Source organism: Aneurinibacillus uraniidurans, from assembly GCF_028471905.1.
In the GTDB taxonomy this organism is placed as follows: Bacteria; Bacillota; Bacilli; order Aneurinibacillales; family Aneurinibacillaceae; genus Aneurinibacillus; species Aneurinibacillus uraniidurans.
Map to the genome: position 1 here is coordinate 1600185 of NZ_CP116902.1, position 22885 is coordinate 1623069.

General features: G+C 47.4%; 18 protein-coding genes and 1 pseudogene. 13 read left to right on the plus strand and 6 right to left on the minus strand.

The window, feature by feature from the left end; all coding sequences use genetic code 11:
* The first annotated feature begins 245 nt into the window (after positions 1-245).
* The 4 genes from PO771_RS08030 to PO771_RS08045 all read left to right on the plus strand — a co-directional run bounded on the left by PO771_RS08030 (position 246) and on the right by PO771_RS08045 (position 7280).
* A complete protein-coding gene (locus PO771_RS08030) occupies positions 246-2651 on the plus strand; it encodes a 3-hydroxyacyl-CoA dehydrogenase/enoyl-CoA hydratase family protein (protein ID WP_272562746.1) in 2406 nt (801 codons plus the stop codon).
* 15 nt (positions 2652-2666) lie between these two features.
* Positions 2667-3848: an acetyl-CoA C-acyltransferase gene (locus PO771_RS08035; protein WP_272562747.1), complete on the plus strand. Its 1182-nt coding sequence runs from the start codon at positions 2667-2669 to the stop codon at positions 3846-3848.
* A gap of 28 nt (positions 3849-3876) precedes the next feature.
* The gene (locus PO771_RS08040; RefSeq protein ID WP_272562748.1) at positions 3877-5673 is read left to right on the plus strand and encodes an acyl-CoA dehydrogenase FadE; all 1797 of its coding nucleotides are present in this window, start codon (positions 3877-3879) and stop codon (positions 5671-5673) included.
* Positions 5674-5762: 89 nt separating this feature from the next.
* Positions 5763-7280 (plus strand): long-chain-fatty-acid--CoA ligase, encoded by a 1518-nt coding sequence (locus PO771_RS08045; RefSeq protein WP_272562749.1) that lies wholly within the window; start codon positions 5763-5765, stop codon positions 7278-7280.
* 512 nt (positions 7281-7792) lie between these two features.
* On the opposite strand, the gene PO771_RS08050 is transcribed toward PO771_RS08045, so the two are convergent.
* Complete coding sequence (locus tag PO771_RS08050; RefSeq protein WP_272562750.1) at positions 7793-8014, minus strand: hypothetical protein; 222 nt, start codon at positions 8012-8014, stop codon at positions 7793-7795.
* Between the two features lie 116 nt (positions 8015-8130).
* On the opposite strand from PO771_RS08050, the gene nth reads away from it, so the two are divergent.
* The 5 genes from nth to PO771_RS08075 all read left to right on the plus strand — a co-directional run bounded on the left by nth (position 8131) and on the right by PO771_RS08075 (position 15048).
* A complete protein-coding gene (gene nth / locus PO771_RS08055; protein WP_272562751.1) occupies positions 8131-8787 on the plus strand; it encodes an endonuclease III in 657 nt (218 codons plus the stop codon).
* Positions 8788-9059: 272 nt separating this feature from the next.
* Entirely contained in the window at positions 9060-9215 is a 156-nt protein-coding gene (locus tag PO771_RS08060) for a hypothetical protein (RefSeq protein WP_272562752.1), read from the plus strand.
* Positions 9216-10056: 841 nt separating this feature from the next.
* Complete coding sequence (gene pepF / locus PO771_RS08065) at positions 10057-11877, plus strand: oligoendopeptidase F (protein WP_272562753.1); 1821 nt, start codon at positions 10057-10059, stop codon at positions 11875-11877.
* Between the two features lie 550 nt (positions 11878-12427).
* Entirely contained in the window at positions 12428-14074 is a 1647-nt protein-coding gene (locus tag PO771_RS08070; RefSeq protein ID WP_272562754.1) for an N-acetylmuramoyl-L-alanine amidase, read from the plus strand.
* Positions 14075-14181: 107 nt separating this feature from the next.
* Positions 14182-15048: a YitT family protein gene (locus tag PO771_RS08075; protein ID WP_272562755.1), complete on the plus strand. Its 867-nt coding sequence runs from the start codon at positions 14182-14184 to the stop codon at positions 15046-15048.
* A gap of 720 nt (positions 15049-15768) precedes the next feature.
* Here the strand turns inward: PO771_RS08075 and PO771_RS08080 are convergent.
* Positions 15769-16425, minus strand: a complete 657-nt coding sequence (locus PO771_RS08080) for a phosphatase PAP2 family protein (RefSeq protein WP_272562756.1) — start codon at positions 16423-16425, stop codon at positions 15769-15771.
* Between the two features lie 146 nt (positions 16426-16571).
* On the opposite strand from PO771_RS08080, the gene PO771_RS08085 reads away from it, so the two are divergent.
* Complete coding sequence (locus tag PO771_RS08085; protein ID WP_272562757.1) at positions 16572-17717, plus strand: phosphodiester glycosidase family protein; 1146 nt, start codon at positions 16572-16574, stop codon at positions 17715-17717.
* 50 nt (positions 17718-17767) lie between these two features.
* On the opposite strand, the gene PO771_RS08090 is transcribed toward PO771_RS08085, so the two are convergent.
* Entirely contained in the window at positions 17768-17944 is a 177-nt protein-coding gene (locus tag PO771_RS08090; protein WP_272562758.1) for a YjfB family protein, read from the minus strand.
* A gap of 90 nt (positions 17945-18034) precedes the next feature.
* Between PO771_RS08090 and rarD the strand changes: the two genes are divergently transcribed.
* Positions 18035-18985, plus strand: a complete 951-nt coding sequence (gene rarD, locus PO771_RS08095; protein ID WP_272562759.1) for an EamA family transporter RarD — start codon at positions 18035-18037, stop codon at positions 18983-18985.
* Positions 18986-19046: 61 nt separating this feature from the next.
* Here the strand turns inward: rarD and PO771_RS08100 are convergent.
* A pseudogene (locus tag PO771_RS08100) lies at positions 19047-19475 on the minus strand (glycosyl hydrolase family 18 protein); the annotation flags it as partial.
* 221 nt (positions 19476-19696) lie between these two features.
* Here PO771_RS08100 and PO771_RS08105 point away from each other — a divergent pair.
* Complete coding sequence (locus PO771_RS08105; protein WP_096465689.1) at positions 19697-19897, plus strand: cold-shock protein; 201 nt, start codon at positions 19697-19699, stop codon at positions 19895-19897.
* 111 nt (positions 19898-20008) lie between these two features.
* Here PO771_RS08105 and PO771_RS08110 read toward each other — a convergent pair whose 3' ends face one another.
* Together PO771_RS08110 and PO771_RS08115 are read right to left on the minus strand one after the other, a co-directional pair.
* Entirely contained in the window at positions 20009-20503 is a 495-nt protein-coding gene (locus PO771_RS08110; RefSeq protein WP_272563127.1) for a CarD family transcriptional regulator, read from the minus strand.
* A gap of 103 nt (positions 20504-20606) precedes the next feature.
* Positions 20607-22076, minus strand: coding sequence for a recombinase family protein (locus tag PO771_RS08115; protein ID WP_272562760.1), 1470 nt, complete (start codon positions 22074-22076; stop codon positions 20607-20609).
* Between the two features lie 301 nt (positions 22077-22377).
* Between PO771_RS08115 and PO771_RS08120 the strand changes: the two genes are divergently transcribed.
* A complete protein-coding gene (locus PO771_RS08120; RefSeq protein WP_272562761.1) occupies positions 22378-22563 on the plus strand; it encodes a hypothetical protein in 186 nt (61 codons plus the stop codon).
* Positions 22564-22885: the final 322 nt, after the last annotated feature.

A 22885-nucleotide genomic window follows, 5' to 3' on the forward strand; every position in this document is an offset into this window, starting at 1 on the left:
CAACTCGTTGACTCTCAACCACTGCACAAGTATGTTGTGCTTGTTTTAAGTCTAGCAAATCTAACATGTAATGCCTACAGGAAAATGATACAAAGTTAGTGTGCCCCATAGATACTCTCTATATGCTCGTTAATTTTCAAAAAAAAATAATAGGCATCTAGAAATATCTGAAAATATATACTAGAATAACGATTAAGAATTTTTATTATGAATGAGTATTCATTCAATAGTGAGGAGGTTCACATATGGAGAGAACCATTCGGAAAGCCGTTGTACTCGGCTCTGGTGTAATGGGAGCGGCTATTGCTGCACATCTGGCGAATGCGGGGATTCGCACGCATTTGCTTGATATTGTGCCAGCTGCACTGACAGCACAGGAAGAAGCACGTGGATTATCACTGAACGATACTGCAGTGCGGAATCGTCTGGCGAACGAAGCGAAAAAAAGGTTACTTACAACAAAGCCAGCTCCTTTATTTGCAGCACGCAATGCTGAATTGATTACGCCGGGGAATCTCGAAGATGATCTGGCTCGAATTACTGAAGTGGATTGGGTTATTGAAGCGGTAGTGGAGAAGTTGGAAGTAAAGCAAGATTTATGGGCAAAAGTCGAAGCTTACTGGCACCCCGGCCTAATCATTAGTACGAATACGTCAGGTGTCTCCATTAATCGGATGATAGAAGGGCGAAGCGAAGCATTTCGTCGTACTTTTTTAGGCACGCACTTTTTTAATCCGCCGCGTTATATGAAGCTGCTTGAGATCATCCCAGGACGTGATACAGACCCTGATGTGATGGCTTTTATGAAGCGGGTGGGCGAACGGGTAGTAGGCAAAGGTGTTGTGCTAGCTAAGGACACGCCAAATTTTATTGCCAACCGGATCGGAACATATGGCCTTATGGTAACGTTTGCAGAGATGGTGCGGGGTGGCTGGACGGTAGAAGAAGTAGATGCGATGACAGGGACCGCAATTGGTCGCCCGAAAAGCGCTACGTTTCGCACGCTCGATATGGTCGGGCTTGATACATTCGTCCATGTAGCAGGTAACGTATACAGCTCGGTAGGTAATGAAACGGAAAAAGCAGTATTTCGGGTGCCAGAATTGCTACATACGATGCTAGCGAATGGCTGGCTCGGTGACAAAAGCGGGCAGGGTTTCTATAAAAAAACGAAAACAGCGACGGGAAAAGAAATTTTAGCGTTTGATTATACGACACAGACGTATGTGCCGCTCACGAAACGTAAGCTTGTAGGGGTAGAACAGGCAAAGGCAGCAGGTGGCTTAAAGAAACGAATCAAGGCGTTGGCTTATAGTCCGACAAAGGAAGGGCAGTTCGTCTGGAATGTCTTGAAAGCGGTGCTGCTCTATTCCGCTGCCAAACTGCCAGAGATCGCAGACGATATTGTCAGTGTGGATAACGCAATGAAATGGGGCTTTAACTGGGAGCTAGGCCCGTTTGAGACGTGGGATGTGCTAGGTGTGCCGCAGGCGGTAGCCCGGATGAAGCAAGAAGGGGAGATTATTCCGGCCTGGGTAGAAGAGATGCTTGCATCCGGGCAGACGTCCTTTTATACGAAAGAGCGGGCGCTACGGTACTACCAGACGCTTACCGGCGAGCGGCAGGAGGAAGAGCGGGAGCGTGAACAGATGCAGCTCGCTGCGTATAAGGAAAAGGCGAAACCGATTCTTGAAAACCCCGGCGCCAGTCTGATTGATATCGGCGATGGAGTGGCGTGTCTTGAATTCCATTCTCCGAACAACGCGATTGGGTATGACATTGTTGATATGATGTTTAAATCGATTGATGAGGTGGAGAGAAACTGGCGCGGACTTGTCATTCATAACGAAGCGAAGAACTTCTGCGTCGGTGCGAATTTGATGATGATTTTAAGTGAGGCGCAGGATGACAACTGGGATGACATTAATTATCTCGTGAATCGCTTCCAGCAGGCAGCGATGCGACTGAAATATGCGCAGCGCCCAATTGTGGCAGCGCCATTCGGTATGACGCTTGGAGGTGGAACGGAAGTATGCCTTCCTGCAGCTCGTATTCAGGCGGCGGCAGAGACGTATATGGGGCTTGTGGAAGTCGGTGTCGGTGTTATTCCAGGAGGTGGCGGCACGAAGGAAGTACTGCTGCGCATGACAAAAGCGGCAGATCAAATCGATCCTAAGGTTGATCTTCAGCCGTTTGTGAACCGGGCATTCGAGACCATTGCATTGGCCAAAGTGTCAACAAGCGGCGAGGAAGCACACGATATAGGGCTGCTGCGAGGGCAGGATGCGGTGTCGATCAATCGTGATCACTTGCTATATGACGTGAAGCAGGCGGTGCTTGCTCTTGATAGAGCAGGATATACGCCACCGCGCATGGAGAAAATCCGCGTTGTTGGTGCTGATGGCAAGGCGGTGCTCAAACTCGGTGCGTACGGCATGTATCAGAGTGGGTACATCAGTAAACATGATTTGAAGATTGCTGGAAAGCTTGCTCATGTACTGGCAGGTGGGGATGTAAACCGCAGTACGTATGTAAGTGAACAGTATTTGCTCGATCTGGAACGAGAAGCATTTTTAAGCCTATGCGGTGAACCGAAATCACAGGAGCGAATGATTCACATGCTGACAAAAGGTAAGCCACTGCGCAATTAGAAAGGAGTGGGCGTTATGAGAGAAGCAGTATTAGTAGCGGCTGCGCGTACAGCTGTAGGGAAGGCGCCTAAAGGTGCGCTGCGCAATACACGTCCGGAAGATATGGGTGCAGCAGTGATAAAAGAAGTAATCAAGCGAGTTCCGGGCCTTATGCCGGAGATGATTGATGATGTCATTATTGGCTGTGCGATGCCAGAGGGAGAGCAAGGGCTTAATATGGCACGTATTATCTCGGTGTACGCTGGCTTGCCGACTACAGTGCCAGGTTTTACGATTAATCGCTTCTGTTCATCTGGATTGCAGTCGATTGCGATTGCAGCTGAGAAAATTATGTGCGGATTTGCCGACGTTGTTATCGCTGGTGGCGTCGAAAGCATGAGTCACGTGCCGATGGTTGGGTATAAGCCATCTCCACATCCAGACATTGTGGACTTGTATCCAGACGTATATATCGCAATGGGGCATACTGCCGAAAATGTCGCGTCACGTTTTGAAGTCACCCGGGAGGAGCAGGACCGTTTTGCGTTTGAAAGTCATCGAAAAGCAGCGGCAGCTATCGCAGCAGGCAAATTCAAAGACGAAATCGTTCCGCTGACGATTAAAGAAAAATATTTGGATAATAAAGGCAAGCTCCATATCGAAGAAAAAGTATTTGATACAGATGAAGGGGTGCGCCCTGACACGACGATCGAAGGGCTTTCTCGTCTGAAATCACCATTCCGTGTCGGGGGAAGTGTTACAGCGGGCAACGCCTCTCAGACGAGCGATGGTGCGGCGGCAGTTATCGTCATGTCGCGAGAAAAGGCAGAGGAGCTTGGTCTTGTGCCCCTGGCGATTTTCCGCTCGTTCGTTGTTGGCGGAGTCGACCCGGATGTAATGGGAATTGGACCTGTAGTCGCCATTCCAAAAGCACTGCGACTTGCCGGCATTACTCAGGCCGAGGTCGATCTGTTCGAAATCAATGAAGCATTTGCTTCCCAGGCCGCATACGTCGTTCGTCATCTCGGCATTGACCCGGATAAGGTAAATGTAAACGGCGGTGCAATCGCGCTCGGACATCCGCTTGGCTGCTCAGGGGCGAAGCTGACGGTTACGTTGCTGCATGAAGCTGCAAGGCGCAGTGCACGTTATGGTGTCGTATCCATGTGCATTGGCGGCGGTCAGGGGGCAGCAGGTGTGTTTGAATTTGTGAAGTAACGTTACGATTACGATAAGGGGGATTAGGATGAGCGCACAACAAATAGTTCCAAAAGGCGGCCAGTTTATTCTCGAAGAAGTAGATTTTCAGTCTGTGTTTACACCGGAAGATGTAAGTGACGAGCAGAAAATGATTGCTCGCATGACGCGGGATTTTATTGAGGGAGAAGTAGAACCCCATGCGGAGGAAATCGAAAAGCTTAACTATGACCTGACAGTAAAGTTACTTCGGCAGGCAGGCGGGCTTGGTCTACTTGGAGCGGACGTCCCGGAAGCGTATGGGGGGGCAGCGCTTGATAAGATCAGCTCCAGTCTGATCGGAGAAAATATGGTACGGGGTGCAGCGTTTGCTTTAAGTCACGGCGCGCACGTTGGCATCGGTACGTTGCCGATCGTATTTTTTGGTACACCGGAGCAAAAGGCTGCCTATTTACCGACCCTGACAACAGGTGAAAAGATAGCAGCCTACTGCTTAACGGAGCCATCGTCTGGATCGGATGCACTCGGTGCCAAGACGACAGCTGTCCTAAATCAGGAAGGCACTCACTATATATTGAATGGTACGAAGCAGTATATTACGAATGCAGGTTTTGCGGATGTATTTGTCGTGTATGCAAAGGTGGATGGTGAGAAATTTACCGCCTTTATCGTAGAAAAAGAATTTTCGGGAGTGAGCACGGGCCCAGAAGAGAAGAAAATGGGAATCAAAGGCTCATCCACTCGACCGCTTATTCTCGAAGATGTAGCGGTTCCGATCGAGAATGTTCTCGGCGAGATTGGCAAGGGACATCAGATTGCGTTCAATATTTTGAATGTGGGACGATATAAGCTGGGCGTTGGTGCAGTTGGCACATCAAAATGGGCGATTGAGCTAGCGGTAAAATATGCGAAAGAGCGCAAGCAGTTCAACACGCCGATTATCAATTTTCCACTCATGCGTAATAAAGTAGCGAATATGGCGATTCGTACGTATGTAAGCGAAAGCTTAACGTACCGTACTGGAGGGTATCTGGATGGAGCTGCTGAACATCTGAATTTGGAGACGTATGCGGCGGCAGAAGCGGCAAAAGCAATCGAAGAGCATGTAATCGAACATTCGATTGTCAAAGTGTTCGCCTCGGAAGTACTCGATTTTGTAGCAGATGAAGGGGTGCAGATGCACGGTGGCTACGGTTATATTTCAGAATACAAGATTGAACAGATTTATCGTGATTCCCGGATTAATCGTATTTTTGAGGGGACGAATGAGATCAATCGCTTGCTGATTCCAGGTACCTTGTTAAAACGTGCGATGCAGGGGCGCCTGCCACTGATGCAGAAGCTGCAAGAGCTGCAGAAGGAACTGGTTGGCTATATGCCGCCGCTTGACATGAACGAGACGTTCGGGCTGCTCGAGGCGGAAACGAACATGCTTGCATCTGCTAAGAAAATCTTCCTCATGGTAGGAGGCGCTGCTGTACAAAAATATATGCAGAAACTGGAGAATGAACAGGAGATACTGAGCAATCTGTCTGATATGATCATAACGATTTATGCGATGGAATCGGCTTTGCTTCGTGCGAAAAAGACAGCTGCAAACCAGGGAGAAGCGGCTGCCCGCATGCAAGTTGAGATGACACAGGCGTACTTCCGCGATGTGTGGGGCAATCTCGAAGTATGGGCAAAAGAAACATTGCTTGCGGTAAGCGAAGGAGATCCATTACGCACTCAGCTTTCGATCCTCAAAAAATTACTGCGTGCGCCACAAGTAAATACGATTGCACTGAAACGTAGTATTGCGGCTCGTATTGTGAAAGCAGAGCAGTATACAACAGGAGTAAAGTAAGCAAATTGGGCGGGTGAGTAGGTATCTCGCCCTCCCGCTTTTTTGATAAAGGAAAAGAGAGGACTCAAAATAAAGAGGAGGGATGCACCGTGACGTTAATAGACAATCTTGTGCGCAGTACGACTGATTATCCAGGACGAGTTGCATATGTGTATAATGGCGTTGAAACGACGTATGAAGAGCTGTATGAACAAGTCCATCATACGGCTTCCTATCTGGCGACAGCAGGCATCGGATCGGGAGACCACGTAGCACTTTTACTCAGTAATTCGCCAGAATTTGTGATTGCCTATTATGGAATTTTGCTGTCCGGTGCGGCGGTTGTTCCGATTAATCCCTCGTATACGGCACACGAATTGCAGTTTATTCTACACAACAGTGGTGCGCGGATGGCAATTGCTATGTCTGTACTTCTACCGGCCTTTGAAACAATGCGTCCGCAGCTTCCTGAATTACAGACGGTTGTATTGGCGGGTGTAGAAGAAACATCAGCACCGTGGACGGTACCGTTTCACAAAATGATAGCGTATACAAATTCGAGATGGAAGGCTCCGGTTATCGACGGAGAGGATCGAGCGGTGATTTTGTATACGTCTGGTACGACCGGAACTCCGAAGGGAGCCATTCTTACGCATCGCAATATGGCATCGAATGCGGATGCGATTTCGCAATACTTAGGTGTTTATACGAAAGATACGTTTGTGGCAGTGCTGCCGATGTTTCATGTTTTTTGCATGACGGTTTGTTTGAATGCACCGATTGCCAATGGCGCAAAGATACTCATTTTGCCGCGTTTTGGTCCGAAGCAGCTAATTGAGCTCATCGAAGAGCGACAGGCTACTATCTTTGCAGGGGTGCCAGCGATGTACAATTTTATCATGCAGCAGCAGGATCTATCTCCGTCTGCACTGGCATCACTTCGTATTTGTGTGTCTGGCGGTGCCGCGATGCCGGTTGCGCTGCTTCATGAGTTTGAAAAGCGGTTTGATAAGGTAATATCGGAAGGGTATGGGTTGTCCGAAGCGGCTCCGGTTACCGCATTCAATCCCGTGGAAGGTGTGCGAAAACCGGGTTCCGTTGGTGTAGATATTCCGGGCGTTACAAATAAAGTGGTTGATGCAGAAGGAAGGGAGCTAGAACGGGGAGAAGTCGGAGAGTTGATCGTTAGGGGACCGAATGTGATGGTCGGATATCTGAATTTGCCAGAAGATACGGCGGTCGCTCTGCGTGATGGTTGGCTCTACACGGGTGATATGGCATATATGGATGAGGATGGCTATGTATTCATTGTGGATCGCAAAAAAGATATGATTCTCGTTGGCGGTTATAATGTGTATCCTCGTGAAGTGGAGGAAGTCTTGTATATGCATCCGCTCGTTGTGGAAGCAGCGGTAATTGGGGTGCCTGATGAGAATTTTGGAGAACGGGTGCAGGCGTATGTAGTACGCAAGGATGAATCGTTGACAGAGAACGAGCTGTACGAACATTGCAGCCACGACCTGGCCCGCTATAAAGTTCCTAAGGATATTATTTTCATAGAAGAGCTTCCGAAGAATACAACAGGCAAAATTTTGCGTCGTTCCCTGAAAGACCGGGTTGTAAAGTAAACAGAGGGAAGGCTGTCTCAAAAGCTGTAATATGGCGATTGAGGTAGCCTCTTTTTGTAGAATCGACAACGTTTCGGTTTACAAAAAGACTCTCATCGCCAAAATGATTTGCTCGGTACGCGGCTGGCTTTGCGCAAGCCATCTTCTTTATTTTTTACCTGCATAGCAACGCTCAGCCTCTTGATTTTGCTTGATGATGTTTACCAAGGTATGTTAGGAGCGGGATCGGGTGGGGCAACGGAACGCCTGTACGTGATTCCCCAGCGGAAGGGGCCGGACGAACGGGCTTTTGCCCACAATACTTCGATGCAAATACATCGTAGAAATCTTTTGTGGGCGAGTTCGGCTGGTACCTGGAGCGGACAGTCCCGACTTCTCTGTAAGCGTACCGAAGTGACGAGGTCCCACCCGATCCCGGCTCCTCTACCACACTTTGGAGAAAAACTTCATCAAGGAAAGAGGCTGTCCTGTTCGCCATGTTCTGACTTTTAGGACAGCCTCTTTCTTCTTTTTTATAATTCAGCAAAGCGAGCCAGGATTTCTTCATGTGCCGGATAGTTGTCGGCAGTGAAGTGTTTCTCTGCCCACGCCATCATTTCGTGGCGGCCAACAAACACAAATGTGTCTTCGCCCCACTCCGTCGAAATTTCACGTACGGTAATTTTAGAACCTTCCGTCTCAGCTGTAATCATGTTCCAGTTATCTTCTTTATAGATGATATGTTTTTTAGCCACCGTATTCAAACCCTTTCCATTCAAATAATCCGTCTTTAAGTCTAGCGATTGACGCGTTGTTTTGCAACTGATACGCTACTAATACTGACTATTTTGACGTAAAAAGGTGACAACATATGCTAACAAACGCTCAAATACGCCGGATTCTCGATACATTTGCCGAGATGTTTCCGGATGCGCATTGTGAATTAACTCATTCTAATCCGTTCGAACTGACGATTGCTGTGCTTTTATCTGCTCAATGTACGGATGCGCTTGTAAACAAAGTAACCCCGCATCTGTTTGCGAAATACAAAAAGCCACAAGATTATTTGAACGTTCCGCTTGAAGAGCTAGAGCAGGATATTCGAAGCATTGGCTTATACCGCAATAAAGCGAAAAACATTCAGAAGCTCGCTCGCTTGCTGTTGGATGAATACGATGGAGAAATCCCCAAGACGCATGCGGATCTCGTTCGTCTGCCGGGTGTCGGGCGCAAGACGGCGAATGTCGTCGTATCAACCGCATTCGGGGTTCCGGCAATCGCGGTCGATACACACGTGGAGCGTGTCTCAAAGCGTCTGGGCATCGCGCGCTGGAAGGATACGCCCATTCAAGTGGAGGAGACGCTTATGAAGCGGGTGCCGCAGGATGAATGGAGCCTGACACACCATCGGATGATCTTTTTCGGACGCTATCATTGCAAGGCGCAAAATCCCCAGTGCCAGGTATGTCCACTGCTGGACCTATGCCGGGAAGGGAAGAAAAGAATGAAAGGGAAAAGTGAAAAATAATTAAAAATAGATTGACAATTTAACAGTGGTGCTATAGTATAAACGTATAAACACGTACTGTTCCATGAAAGATCGCTCTTTCATCTCCAACATGTACGAGACTATTGATTAACAACGTTGTAACTCATCACAGCTAACTGAGGAATCGACTGACCCGGGTATGCCAGCCGGGAGAACGAAGCGAGACCGGCCAGTTATATCGTAGCATGATATATGCTCCTGATATAACTGGCCTTTTTGTTGTCCATGAGTTGAATTTTAAGGAGGAATGAATGATGGGCTACAAAGACGAATGCATTTCTTGTGGAAAAGAGTTGGCATCTTGGGAAAGAAATCGAGCAGAGTGTCTCGATTGTCGCGAGATTGCCTGTGAAACGTATAGCGATGATGCTGATCATGAGGGCATCACGGAAGATTACGCCTCGTAGTTACGAGAGGCTGTCTCGAACGCTGTAGCATAGCGAAGGAGGCAGCCTCTTCTTTTTGGTGTGGTTTCGCCAAAGTGTAGTGGAGGAGCCGGGATCGGGCGGGGCCTCGTCACTTCGGTACGCTTGCGAAGAAGTTTGGACTGTCCGCTCCAGGTACCAGATGAACTCGCCCACAAAAGAGAGCCCACGATGTATTCGCATCGAAGGATTGTGGGCAAAAGCCCGTTCACCTGCTCCCTTCCGCTAGGGATCGCGTACAGGCGTTCCGTTGCCCCGCCCGATCCCGCTCCTAGCACACTTTGGGTAAACATCATCAAGCAATATCAAGAGGCTGAGCGTTGCTATGCAGATAAAAAATAAAAAAGATGGCTTGCGCAAAGCCAGTCACGTCCCGAGCAAATCATTCTGGCGACGAGAGTCTTTCTGTAAACCGAAACGTTGTGCGGGGAGTGGGAGAAGGGAGGAGCACGAGCGCCTGTACGTGCCTACGCAGCGGAGGGAGAACGGCGAGCGAGATTTTGCCCGCAATTCTTCGGTGAACGAGCATCGTAGGCAGTTCTTTGCGGGCACGTTCGCCGGGCTCCCGGAGCGGACAGTTTCCACTTCCCTGCAAGCGTACCGAAACGAACGGCTCCTCCCTTCTCCCACTCCCTCTCACCAAACGTTGTCGATTCTACAAAGAAGACCGTCTCGCTCGCCATGTTCGGTTTTTTAGGACAGCTTCTGCATGTATGATCCAATACGCGCAGCATTTGGAACTTGACACAGGAATGTGTACAATAAAAGAGTATCCAAACTACAGGAAGTGGAAGGAGGGAGCGGCCTTGTGCCGCGCTCATAAATGGCTGAAACGACTCAAAAAACACTCCCAAAACGGTCAGAAGTCAAGCAGGAAAATAAATGGAAGCTTGAAGATATGTTTTCATCAGATGCGGCATGGGAAGACGAATACAAGCAGGTGCAGCAGCATATTGAGGAGATCGGTCACTACAAAGGCAAACTTGCTCAATCACCTGCTATATTGGCGGATTGCATGAAAACATACGCGAAGCTCGGCCTTGCGATGGAGCGAGTATATGTATATGCCCGCATGCGCCGGGATGAAGATAATACGAATACGAAATATCAAGGCATGACAGATCGTGCTGGTTCGTTAAACGTTAGCGTGTCCAGTGCGACATCGTTCCTTGTTCCCGAGATCCTGGCGATGCCGGAAGAAAAACTCGAAAGCTACATTGCAGATCCTGCACTTGCATCGCATACGTTCTACTTAAAAGAAATCAAGCGTCAGAAAGCGCATGTCCTAAGTGAGATTGAAGAAAAAATCATCGCCCAGGCAGGTGAGCTGGCGCAGGCACCGCAGACGATTTTTGGGATGATCAATAATGCGGATATGGCCTTTCCAACGATTAAGGATGAGCATGGGAACGATGTGCAAATTACGCATGGCCGCTACATTCAATTGATGGAAAGCCAGGATCGCCGCGTGCGCCAGGAAGCTTTCAAGGCGGTGTATGATACGTATGGTAAGCAGAAAAATACGATTGCGGCTACCCTGAATGCAAGCGTCAAAAAAGACGCATTTTACGCCCGCATTCGTAAATATCCATCGGCACTGGCGGCAGCGCTTGATGATGATAACATCTCAACTGATGTGTACACGAATCTGATTCAGGCTGTGCGCGATAACTTGCCAGCGATGCACCGATATGTGTCACTTCGTAAAAAACTGCTCAGTGTCGATGAGTTGCATATGTATGATTTGTATGTACCGATGGTCGGTGAAGTGAAAATGGACATTCCGTACGCAGAGGCGATCCGTCTTGTCAAAGAAGGGCTTAAGCCGCTTGGTAGTGAGTATGGGCATGTGCTCGATGAAGCATTCACATCTGGCTGGGTTGACGTATACGAGAACGAAGGAAAAACAAGCGGCGCGTATTCCTGGGGGGCATATGGCACTCATCCATATGTACTGATGAACTACCATGATAACGTGAATAACTTGTTCACACTGGCACATGAGATGGGCCATGCGATGCACAGCTATTACAGTGACAAAACACAGCCATACCTAGACGCACAGTACAAAATTTTCGTGGCGGAAGTAGCTTCCACGCTAAATGAATCGCTCCTTATGGATTACATGCTTAAAAATACGAAGGACCCACGTCAAAAAATGTACCTGCTCAATTATTACCTCGAACAGTTCCGCGGCACTGTGTATCGCCAGACGATGTTTGCGGAATTCGAGAAGCTGACACATGAGAAAGTGGAAGCAGGCCAGCCCCTTACGGCAGAGACACTGTGCAGCATGTACTATGATCTGAACAAAGACTACTATGGTCCAGACATGGTGATCGACGAAGACATTAAAATGGAATGGGCCCGCATTCCGCATTTCTATAACGAATTTTACGTCTATCAGTATGCGACCGGATTCTCCGCAGCTACAGCCCTATCCCAGCAAATCCTCAGCGAAGGCGAACCTGCGGTAAAACGCTACTTGAACTTCTTGTCAAGCGGCGGCTCCGACTATCCAATCGAGCTCCTACGCAAAGCAGGGGTCGACATGGCATCCCCTGAGCCAGTCGTCGAAGGACTAAAAGTATTCGCTCGTCTGCTCGATGAAATGGAGAAGCTTGCAGAAGAGGTCGGCAAGTAAAAAGTATCATGCTCCAAGGAGTTGCCCCGTATGTTAGTGGGGCAGCTCTTTTTTTGGAATTCAAAAATATAGAAAAACTTGTTGGGCGAAGCTGTACAAAACTTGTGCTTGAGCGCGGACTGCCCAACTGTCGGCAGGAGCGGAGAAGGAAGATGCTGTGGAACGCTTTTACGCGCTACCCAGCGGAAGGGAGCAGGCATACGGGCCTTTGCCCATGACTCTTCTGCGCACAAACATCTTGTCCTTTATGGGCGAGTATGCCTGAACCCTAGAGCGGACAGTCCCCGCTTCTCCGCAGAGCGTAACCAAGTGACAAAGCGCCTTCCTTCGCCGCTCCTCCACTACACGTTGGGTATCTCCATCCCTCTAGCGCATTTTCTACAGCCCTTGCCCCCAACTTTTTTCCTCCAAAACACCAATCTAGAAAAATAGTTCTAATGTCGGAAAACTATTCTCGAACTTGTGCGTCTAAGTATAATGTTCAGCTTGTCGTTCCATTGGAAGAAGAAGTCGGAAGCAACATAGACAAACAAGGGAGCGAGATAGACAGATGAAAAAACATAATTGGCTGTTTCTGGCATTGATTATGGTCATTGGCCTGATCATGCCGGGAGCAGTAAAAGCTGAGGTGCCAATGACGCTGGTTGTCAACGGAAGCGTTGTAACACCAGACGTACCACCACAGTTTGTTGAAGAACGTACATTTGTGCCATTGTATTTTGCGGGACAAGCGTACGGAGCAGATGTTACATGGGATGAGTCGAGCCATACGGTTACCGTTAATGACCGTAAAGGCAAGATCATTACGATGAATCCAGGTTTTCGCACGGCGTATATCAATGGTACGAAAGTGATACTGGATCAGGCGCCGCTTGTAATTAACAACCGGACCATGATACCGTTGCGCCAAATTGGCGAATGGCTGGGAGCGACAGTCGGTTGGGACCAGGCATCAAGCACCGTTATCGTTAACAGTAAGCAGTCGCTTGCTATTAATGGTCGTACTTTGACAGCACCTGTATACCAGCTGCCGTACGGTCGTTTCGTATCCATTAATGAAATGGCCAAGCCGCTTGGGTATACCGTAAGTACCGGGAACGGGAAAGTGGTTCTCGAACAAGGAACAGAGAAGTACACCATTGCACAGGCTGATGCCTCAAATACGAACGGATGGCGCTTGATTGATGGACAGTATGCGCTTACCCCAGAGTTTCTTGCACAAGTAATCGGAGCGAAGGCAAGCTGGAACGAAGCAGGAACGGCAGGCACATTGGACAAGCTGCAGCGCATTACCGGATTTTCTGTGACAGATAATGGGGTACGGGTAGAAACAGAAGGGAAGATGACATTCAGTCACTTCTATCTAGATAGCCCGGATCGGATCGTTATTGATTTTAACCACGCGCGTATAGATACATCGATGCCTGCTCCAGCGGTGAGCGGCAAGGTGAAGGCGGTGCGCTTTAGCCAGTACAGCACAGCTCCAGATCGAGTGCGTGTCGTAGTTGAGATGACGAAGCATTTTGGATACGAGGTATCGGCAGCGGACGGAGCAACGAATGTACGTATTACGGATAACGTTATCGCTCCTATAGTGCCAACACCAGTACCGACACCAACACCAACACCAAAGCCGACTCCGCCGACAACAAATAAGGGTACATTCACCATTGTTTTAGATGCGGGACACGGTGGAAAAGACACTGGTGCAATTGGAACGGCGAATAATGCGGAGAAATCGCTTGTTCTAGCTGTTGCGAAGCGGATGAAGCCGCTGCTTGAGCAGAATAAAAATTTCAAAGTGATTATGACACGGGAAGGCGATACATACCCAACGCTTGACGATCGAGTTAACCTGGCGAATAGCGTAAATGCGGATTTATTTATGGCGATTCATGCGAATTCTGGCCCGGCGAGTGCTCATGGTACAGAGACGTATTATACATCGGCTCGTAGTAAAGAGCTTGCCTCCATCGTACATCGCCACCTAATTGCAGCGACTGGCTTTACGGATCGGGGTGTAAAGACAGCTAACTACTACGTAACAAAAAACACAAAAATGCCGTCAACGTTGATCGAAATCGGATTTTTGACTAATACATCTGATAACAAGCAAATGCTGGACCCAGATTTCCAGCAGCGTGTTGCAGAAGCGATGGTAGCAGCGATTACCGAGTATTATAATTTGCACCACTAGTGTAAAAAAGAAAGGCTCTTCTGAAAATAACAAGGAGCCTTTCTTTTTTTTGCAAAGTTGTCTAAGATAAGTGGAAGCAAAACCATATCACGGAGGGATCTACATATATGACCTGGCAGCGTTTGCGCCCATTTGTATTTATTACAATTGGTGGATTTTTGTATTCGATTGCTGTAAATTTATTTTTTGTTAGCAATAAGCTTGCGCAAGGGGGCGTCACCGGGATTTCGCTTCTATTGCACTACAAATTCAATACCCCGGTCGGATTGTTTATTATCCTGTTAAATATTCCAATCTTTATTCTCGGATATATCATACTTGGTAAAGGATTTTTGTTGCGCAGCGCTTATGGGATGCTCGCGGTATCGGTTCTGATCGATGTGACAGCTTCCTGGAAAGTTCCTCCGCTTGAAAACGTCATCCTTGCTCCGCTATATGGCGGCATTATTGCCGGAATTGGGATGGGGTTTGTGTTCCGTGTGGGTGGTACATTAGGCGGTGGCGATATTATTGCACGCGTGTTGCAGCACAAGTTCCGCAACATTGATCTCGGGAAGTTTTTGTTTGGGATTGATTTTACGATTATTGCCGCTTCGGCGCTCGTTGTGACGGTAGAGAAAGCGATGCTTACAATTGTAGCGGTGTACGTTACCGCTCGGGTCGTCGATCTCATTTTGTCCGGCTCCCAGAAGCAGCGCAGTGTCATTATTATTTCTAGCAAACCGGATGAGATTACCGCGCAGATTCACAAGCATTTAGTGCGTGGTGTAACGATGCTGCACTCGATGGGAGGCTATTCACGTCGAGAAGGAGAAGTGCTGCTTGTCGTCGTTCAGCTGTACGAAATGGATCGGCTGCGCCGCATTGTCGGTGAGATAGACGAGCGTGCCTTTATTTTGGCGTTCGAGGCGAAAGAAGTACAGGGAGAAGGATTTAGCTTTCCGTCTCCTGCTAGACAGCATCTTGAACAATAGCCTTCACACAAAAAATGAGGCTGTCCCGAAGTCAGAACATGGCGAGTGGGGCAGCCTTGTTTTGTGAAATCGAAAGTGTGGGGGAGGGAGTGGGAGAAGGGAGGAGCCGTTTGCTTTGGTACGCTTGCAGGGAAGTGATGACTGTCCGCTCCGAGAGCTCGACGAACGTGCCCGCAAAGAAAAGCCTACGATGTTGATTCTATAGAAGGATTGCGGGCAAAGGCCCGTTCGTCGTTCTCCCTTCGCTGAGTAGGCGCGTACAGGCGCTCTCTTGTTCCTCCCTTCTCCCACTCCCCGCACAACGTTTCGGTTTACAAAAAAATATGCCATGCCAGAACGGATTGGCTTGATCACTACTGACTTCTCGAAAGATAGCTTCTTGATATTGTTTGATGGTGTTTAGCCAAAGAGTGCTAGGAGCGGGATCGGGCGAGGGAACGGAACGCCTGTACGTGACTTCCTAGCGGAAGGGGCCAGGCGAACGGGCTTTTGCCCACAATATTTCCATGTACATACATCGTAGGTACCTTTTGTGGGCGAGTTCGTCTGGCACCTGGAGCGGACAGCCTCTACTCCTTAGCGAGCGTACCGAAGTGACGAGGCCTCGCCCGATCCCGATCCTCCACCACCACACTTTGGTGAAACTCTCCATCAAGAAAAACAGGCTATCCTGTCCGCCATGTTCTGGCTTTTAGGATAGCCTTCTTATGTGGAAATCTTTTAATTCGTGCTTTTCTTTTCTTCCCCCTGTACCGATTGAGCTTGTCGAAGAGGTACAGGCGGGATATTGTCGGGAGCTGGGATTACAATGAAGCGCCGAACAATCGGGATATGCGGTGCAATCCGGTAGGCTAGTCTACGAATCGGCAGGCGCATGGTTATCATGCCGGCCATAATGCCGATCACCGCTCCTGCTAGTACATCAAGCGGATAATGAACGCCTACATAGATGCGTGAATATGACATGACAAGTGCACATGGCAGCGCCCACCAGATTGTGCGCGGGAATAGCCGGTATAGAACGTACATCGAAACAAAAGAAGAGACCGCATGACCGGATGGGAAGGAATGAGAGACTGGCAGCTCAACAAGCTGGCGAACTGTATCCTCCACAAGCGGTGGACGAGGTCTTGAAATAAGCGGTTTAAAAATATTTTCGAGCACGCCACCGATCCCGATCCCGACAAGCAAGGTCACACCTGGACGAAGGCCGAGTCTTTTGTGCTGCAAAAGCAGGACAAAGGCGACGAGGAACCAGAAAATTCCTTTGTCACTAATGCGAGTAGCGAGTATCATAAATGGGTCGAGAGCAGGACTATATAGTTTGGTGTTCAACCAGTGAAAAAGCCATCTATCAAACGAAAGTAATGAGTCCATTTGTATATTTCACCTCTTAAAGATCAGAAAAAATGTGCTGGTAGTTAAATAAAACGTTCTTGTTTTTCTTGATAAATGCGATAAGATAAAGGATGACAGATTTTGCTCGGAAAGTAAAGAAGACTAATGGGAGAGGAAGACGTCTGGTGTTATATCCTAATTCGAAACAATTGGAACGTGTACGCAGGGAGCGTTCGTTCTCACCTGTGAATCTCTGGCAGAGAGCTCTTGCGAAGCGTTGGATTCGTTTCATGGTATTTGCCACATATGGCTTTGTTGTACTACTGATGTGTGCGCTTGGATGGTTTTATTTTACCGAGCAAGGGACACGTGTACGCGGGATCGTAGCAGAAGCGGTCTATACATCGAAGCAAACAAAATATACCTGGCTTCTTGTTGGACAAAGCGGGGTAGAAAAAATCAAAGCGAGTTTCATGCGTCAGGCAGAAGAAAACCACCTTGCCAAACAGGACATGAGCCTTGTGAAAGTAGCGACGCCTCCAAGCTCGGAGCTTGTACCATCGCAGCTTGTACGCGTAGAAGATATTAAAGGGGAAAACTACGTCGGTAAGATTATGTACGTCAAAGATCCCCGCTACATTCATGTAGTGGCAAGCAACAACCCAGGTGGTGAGAAGCTAAGCAACATGGCGGTACGCCACAACTCGCTCGCTGCGATTAATGGCGGGGGGTTCTTCTTAGCGGATAAACAAGCGAGCATGAGTGGACCGGAGTATGAGAACATCGATTATATTATGGAGCCACTAGGCATCGTGATGAGTGAAGGGAAGCTAGTTGAAGGTACGAACCAGCCAACGAACGATATCGTTGGTTTTACTAATAGCGGTGTGCTAATTAGCGGTCGTTACACAGTGGAAGAGATGAATAAGCTTGGTGTGCGGGAAGCAGTTAGCTTCTTGCCGCGTTTAATTGTGAATGGCAAACGGATGATCACCGAGAATGATGGAGGATGGGGAGTAGGGCCGCGTACGGCAATTGCCCAGAAAGCCGATGGAACCGTAATGTTTCTTGTGATTGACGGTCGTGCAATTCATAGTTTTGGTGCTACTTTGCGTGATGTGCAGGAAGAGCTGCTTGCACGTGGTGCGGTGAATGCTGTAAATCTAGACGGTGGTTCTTCATCAGGTATGTACTATAAAGGTAAACTGATTACGACACCATCTGGTATACACGGAGAGAAACCGCTGCCGAATGCATTTGTGGTGTATAATCCGGAAGCAGAGCCGGACGGTATAGCTGCTGCGATGGAACAAGGTAAGCCGCGTTCATAAAAAAAACGGGTGGGCATTCGTGCTCCCACTCGTTTTTTTATTTCTGGTAGTTAAATCTTTAGATCAAGATTTTGACCGATATGAGGCGTAACGCTTTGCTCCATAAGCTGAATCATCTCTGTACTTTGGGCAGTTTGTATGTCCATCGCTTTTTTCAGAACTGATATACCGACCTGATTGGACAGAGAAGCTGACGATAGCTGAGTAGACAATGCAGCAATATCCATATGATCACCTCTTTTCGCTGAAATGGTTGGATATGTACGTACATTATACATATCGTCAGAAAGTCGGACAAAACAAAGGGGGAAATAAACATGAATACAGTAGGAGAGAAAAAAAGTACACATTCTGTCCGAACTGGGATCGCATATGCAGCCGCAGCATATGTTGCATGGGGGCTTCTCCCCTTGTACTGGAAGCTGCTAAAAAGCGTTCCACCCGGTCAGATTCTAGCACACCGGATTATCTGGTCGTTTTTGTTTACGCTTATACTACTTTTTATCTTAAAGCGGGGCACTGCATTGAGGCAGGCGCTAACAAGTGGGAAGACACTGTTTGTGATGCTTTTGTGCGGTGTGCTGATTAGTGGCAACTGGTTTATTTATATATGGGCCATCAATCATGATCATATTGTTGAAACAAGTCTCGGGTATTATATCAATCCGTTGTTTAGTGTATTACTGGGAATGCTTGTCTTAAAAGAGCGAATGAATATTTGGCAGCAAGTGGCACTGCTGTTGGCCGCCTGCGGTGTAACGATTCTCGCTGTACAGTATGGTAAAATCCCGTGGGTTGCGCTCGCCCTCACTTTTTCGTTCGGTCTGTACGGACTAGCCAAAAAGCTGCTTGCATCGCTTGATTCTACGGTTGGTTTAGCGCTGGAGACATTGGCGGTTACGCCGGTCGCACTCGGATACATTTGGTTAACCGAAGTAAGGGGAGACGGAGTATTGGGGCAGGCTTCGCTGTTTGAGACGCTGCTTTTGATCGGAGGCGGCGTGGTGACAGCGCTCCCGCTGCTCTGGTTTGCTCAAGGGTCGAAAACTGTGTCACTGTCTACGATGGGATTTGTGCAGTATATTTCTCCGACAATTACACTTGCGCTGGGCGTGTTTTTGTTTCATGAACCGTTTACGACTGTGCATTTGATTAGTTTCTCGTTTATTTGGAGTGGACTTGCGGTGTATTCGTTATCGTATACACCATGGCTTACGCGCCTTACTGCTTCACATTCGCCAAAGGAAGAGAAAAACGTTTCAGGATAAGGGAAAGAAAGCAGCAGATTTTGGGCAGATGCTCTGAAATCCGCTGCTTTTTTGGGGAGGACTATAATTTTTTGACGGTAAACATATCTTGCAGTACAAGCCAGTTCTGGGGAAATTCGTTGCCAAGGACCCAGTAGCTAAATCCGCGCAAGCCAAGGCGTGCCCCAAGTAAATAGCGGGCACGGACGCTGCGTGCATCCTCAAACCAGACAACGTGCTCTGCACCGTTTTTATCATAATAGTGGAAGTAGGGCGCTTGATCTTTTTGGTCATAGGAAATAGCCGCGTTATTCGCAAGTGCGATTTCTAGCGCCTGCTGTGGGCTTACGCTGCGTGCCCAGCGGCCTGGCTGATAGGGAAGCGTCCAGTCATAGCCATACAAGTTCATGCCCATCATAATTTTATGTGGCGGGATTTGTGAGACGGCGAAGCGAAGAACTTTCTCGACCTCGCCAATTGGAGATACAGCACGCGGCGGTCCTCCACTCCATAACATAGGCACTCCTGAAAATAAATTTATTCTCACCTGCTATTCTGGAACAAAGTGTGTTATACTACATATAGAAAATACTTACTATAAACATAGAATAATTCACGTGTTATCAGGGACTATGTTTCTCAGTGTATATGTGGTCCGTGATAATATGTGAATTTTTATTTTTATGATAAATATAAGAAGCATATTATATTATAAATTTTGGAGGTTTTCTCATGAACACAGGTACAGTAAAATGGTTTAATGCAGACAAAGGTTTCGGTTTCATCGAGCGTGAAGGCGGAGATGATGTATTCGTTCATTTCTCAGCGATCACTGGAGAAGGTTTCAAGTCCCTTGAAGAAGGTCAACGCGTAAGCTTTGACATCGTTCAAGGCAATCGTGGCGACCAAGCTGCAAACGTTACAAAGTTATAAGATCGAACTTTTATTGTAAAAGCAGATACAGAAACCACTGACATTATATGTTAGTGGTTTTTTTGCTTGTTTATAAAAAAATAGCCTATAGGCTATTTGGATTGTACTTCGTTATTCTGGTTTATCGTCTAACAAGTGCTCGGCCTCGGTTTCTGTTACCCCGTTAACAAGCACAAGCTCACTGATTAAAATTTGTTTTGCGCTATCAAGCATTTTCTTTTCACTTGAATTCAGTGCCTTTTCTTGTTTTCTTCGCATTAAATCACGAACAACTTCAGCACCGTCACACGTAGATCCTGTACGTATCTTATCCATGTTTAAGCGGTAGCGCTGGCTCCAGGGCAGTGAGGTGTCAGATTGACCATGATAAAACGTATCAAGTACATGTTCCATTGTTTGTCGGTCGACCACCAGACGGATTCCGAGAGCGGATACCTTGCCTACAGGCACAAGCAACTGCATATTGCCAATCGACATGTGTATGACATAGTAATTCTCTTTTTCTCCTAGGATTTCTTTTTCTTCTATCGCTTCGATTATGCCGGCACCATGCATCGGGTACACAACTTTATTACCAACCTGAAACAACAAATCCACCTCCCATATCGTATCTAATTTAAGAATAACATAGAAGATGATTATTGGCAAAAATAAAATAATATCATAAATAAATAATTTGAGTCAATAATTTTATAAAAAATAAGTGGAGTCAGTTGAAGGCGAGTTCAATAATCTCTACCTTCTTGTTCTTGCGATTTTTTCGCTGCTCGTCAGGAAGGTCCACGACCATTCGTTTCACCAACAAGTATGCCATGTGCTTCTTCTCCTCCGGGCTGGCATACGGCCATACACGTCTTGTGTTCATGATGATCTCAATTAAATCTTCTTTAGACAACGCTTTTTCCTGTACGTTGTACGATTCAAGTTTTTGCTTAATGCTCGTTTCTTTCTCTCGTAGCTCCCCGATCCTTTCACGCAATTCCTCCAGTTCAATCAGTCCTTCTGAGAAAGCAATTTGAAGTCGCTTACGCCGATCATTCATCTTCTGCAATTCAGCTTCCAGAAGCTCATGTTCCAAGCGTTCTTTTTTTTGCGGTGTCTTTCGTGTAGACTGGGCAACTGTTGAATAAGAGTCGGACATCTCATCCAACTTTTCTGTGAATGCTTCCTCGACAAAGTAATCAGTCAGCGCCGGACAGTCGCATTTTTTGAGCTTGACGTTCTGGCATAGATATTGCCGAATCACATATCCACTTTTTTTGCTGATGGTGTGACCTACCATGCTGCTCCCACATCGAGCGCAACGGAGAAGGCCGGAGAAAACATATGTAGACGTCACTTGTCGGGGATGCATAGGGCGCTTACGCTGCATGATCAGTTGTGCCTGTTCGAACGTTTCTTTCTCGATGATGGTTGGATATACACCTTCGAGTAGAATCCAATCCTCAGGGGCGTTGATCTTGGTTCCATTTCCATATTCTTTGTAGTTCCAACGCAGAGAGCCGTAATAAGCAGGGTTGTTGAGGATATCAAAAATCGCGGTGCGTTTGAACTCGTTACCTTTCTTAGTACGGTAGCCCAGTTGGTTGCATTCTACGGCGATGGAGACCATGCCAGCACCTTGTAGGTATCGGTCATATATATAACGTACAACAATAGCTTCTTTTTCATTTACGACAAGTTTTTGATCAACAAGTTCAAAACCGAATGGAGGGGGGGCACCAGGACGCTTCGCTTGGCGCACCATTTGCTCCATACCGAAGCGAACACGTTCCGCTAGATTCTCCCTTTCCCATTGTGCCAACGCGGCTACAAGGGTCAGGAACAGGCGTCCGATAGCACTGGTCGTATCGTATACCTCGGTTGCGGATTTGAACTTTACATCGTACTTCTCGAAGTCTTGCAGAAGCTGATACAAATCCAATACAGAACGGGTGAGGCGATCCAGGCGGTATACGAGTACGATGTCAACTTTTCTGCTGCTGATATCGTGCATCATGCGTTGCAGCTCTGGGCGGTTTGTATCCTTTGCTGATACACCTTCTTCGATGTAGTAGTCAAATATGTCCCAGTCCTGCGATTGAACATATTGGGTCAGCCGTTCCTTCTGGGCAGGTATCGAGAAACCTTCTTTCGCTTGTTCATCTGTAGATACACGAATGTACAGGGAGACTCTCATAAATAATCACTCCTAAAGGTAGAGAGAAGGTGGATTTTTCTTATTAAAGTTTCTGATTCCGCTTCTTGTAAGTAACCAGTAGTCATACATGTCATCGTAACTTTTGTATTTAATGTTATGTACATGCTGCATTTTCTTTCCTGTGTTTAATGCAGTGTACTCAATGAACTGCGTAAAACTTACTTTTATTTCACTCAAATTCGATACTGTATGCGATTGTGAAAGAAAGAAGAGATAGCAAAAAATCATAGGGCAGTCCTCATTGTCCTACACCATATCCTGTTACAGGGAGGGGGGGGATATGGATATGCAACCAGTTCACACCATGATTGTTTCCGGAACGCGTGTTATTTTTAACTCGCCGCCTGAGGAAACATTTGGGAGGTACTTTGATTATCTTGCAAATTCAGGCATCCCAGAGCGCGTTAAAGCCGCGGAAGAAAAAGAAAGAGCTGAGCAAGAGATTGCCAAGTCTGTTACCGGGTAACTAATTCCCGGGCTTTTTCTCAAGGACAAGCTTTGAAAATTGAATAGCAAGGAGGAAACTGCATGACCTCACAACATATGCTCGAAAAGCTGGAAGAAGAAACAGAGGAAATGCTAGGCAAGATTAAGCAAGCTCGACGCGCGCTGATCAATAGCCGGAAAGAGTCGAGCTGATGCAAAGATACGAGTGCTTCCGTTAGTGGATGGTTCCGAGAAATGATCGATGTGGCCCATGTGGTCCAGAATGAAAGTATGGCATTGGTTAGAGATAACAATGCTAGATCGGGTTATGGTATGGTCTATCGGTATGAGCGTACCTAGTG

What these genes read in the sequence shown, in the direction of transcription:
- PO771_RS08030 (WP_272562746.1), top strand. Translation starts at nt 246, where the DNA reads ATGGAGAGAACCATTCGGAAAGCCGTTGTACTCGGCTCTGGTGTAATG.
- PO771_RS08035 (WP_272562747.1), top strand. Translation starts at nt 2,667, where the DNA reads ATGAGAGAAGCAGTATTAGTAGCGGCTGCGCGTACAGCTGTAGGGAAG.
- PO771_RS08040 (WP_272562748.1), top strand. Translation starts at nt 3,877, where the DNA reads ATGAGCGCACAACAAATAGTTCCAAAAGGCGGCCAGTTTATTCTCGAA.
- nth (WP_272562751.1), top strand. Translation starts at nt 8,131, where the DNA reads ATGCTAACAAACGCTCAAATACGCCGGATTCTCGATACATTTGCCGAG.
- PO771_RS08060 (WP_272562752.1), top strand. Translation starts at nt 9,060, where the DNA reads ATGATGGGCTACAAAGACGAATGCATTTCTTGTGGAAAAGAGTTGGCA.
- pepF (WP_272562753.1), top strand. Translation starts at nt 10,057, where the DNA reads ATGGCTGAAACGACTCAAAAAACACTCCCAAAACGGTCAGAAGTCAAG.
- PO771_RS08070 (WP_272562754.1), top strand. Translation starts at nt 12,428, where the DNA reads ATGAAAAAACATAATTGGCTGTTTCTGGCATTGATTATGGTCATTGGC.
- PO771_RS08075 (WP_272562755.1), top strand. Translation starts at nt 14,182, where the DNA reads ATGACCTGGCAGCGTTTGCGCCCATTTGTATTTATTACAATTGGTGGA.
- PO771_RS08080 (WP_272562756.1), bottom strand. Translation starts at nt 16,425, where the DNA reads ATGGACTCATTACTTTCGTTTGATAGATGGCTTTTTCACTGGTTGAAC.
- PO771_RS08090 (WP_272562758.1), bottom strand. Translation starts at nt 17,944, where the DNA reads ATGGATATTGCTGCATTGTCTACTCAGCTATCGTCAGCTTCTCTGTCC.
- rarD (WP_272562759.1), top strand. Translation starts at nt 18,035, where the DNA reads ATGAATACAGTAGGAGAGAAAAAAAGTACACATTCTGTCCGAACTGGG.
- PO771_RS08105 (WP_096465689.1), top strand. Translation starts at nt 19,697, where the DNA reads ATGAACACAGGTACAGTAAAATGGTTTAATGCAGACAAAGGTTTCGGT.
- PO771_RS08115 (WP_272562760.1), bottom strand. Translation starts at nt 22,076, where the DNA reads ATGAGAGTCTCCCTGTACATTCGTGTATCTACAGATGAACAAGCGAAA.
- PO771_RS08120 (WP_272562761.1), top strand. Translation starts at nt 22,378, where the DNA reads ATGGATATGCAACCAGTTCACACCATGATTGTTTCCGGAACGCGTGTT.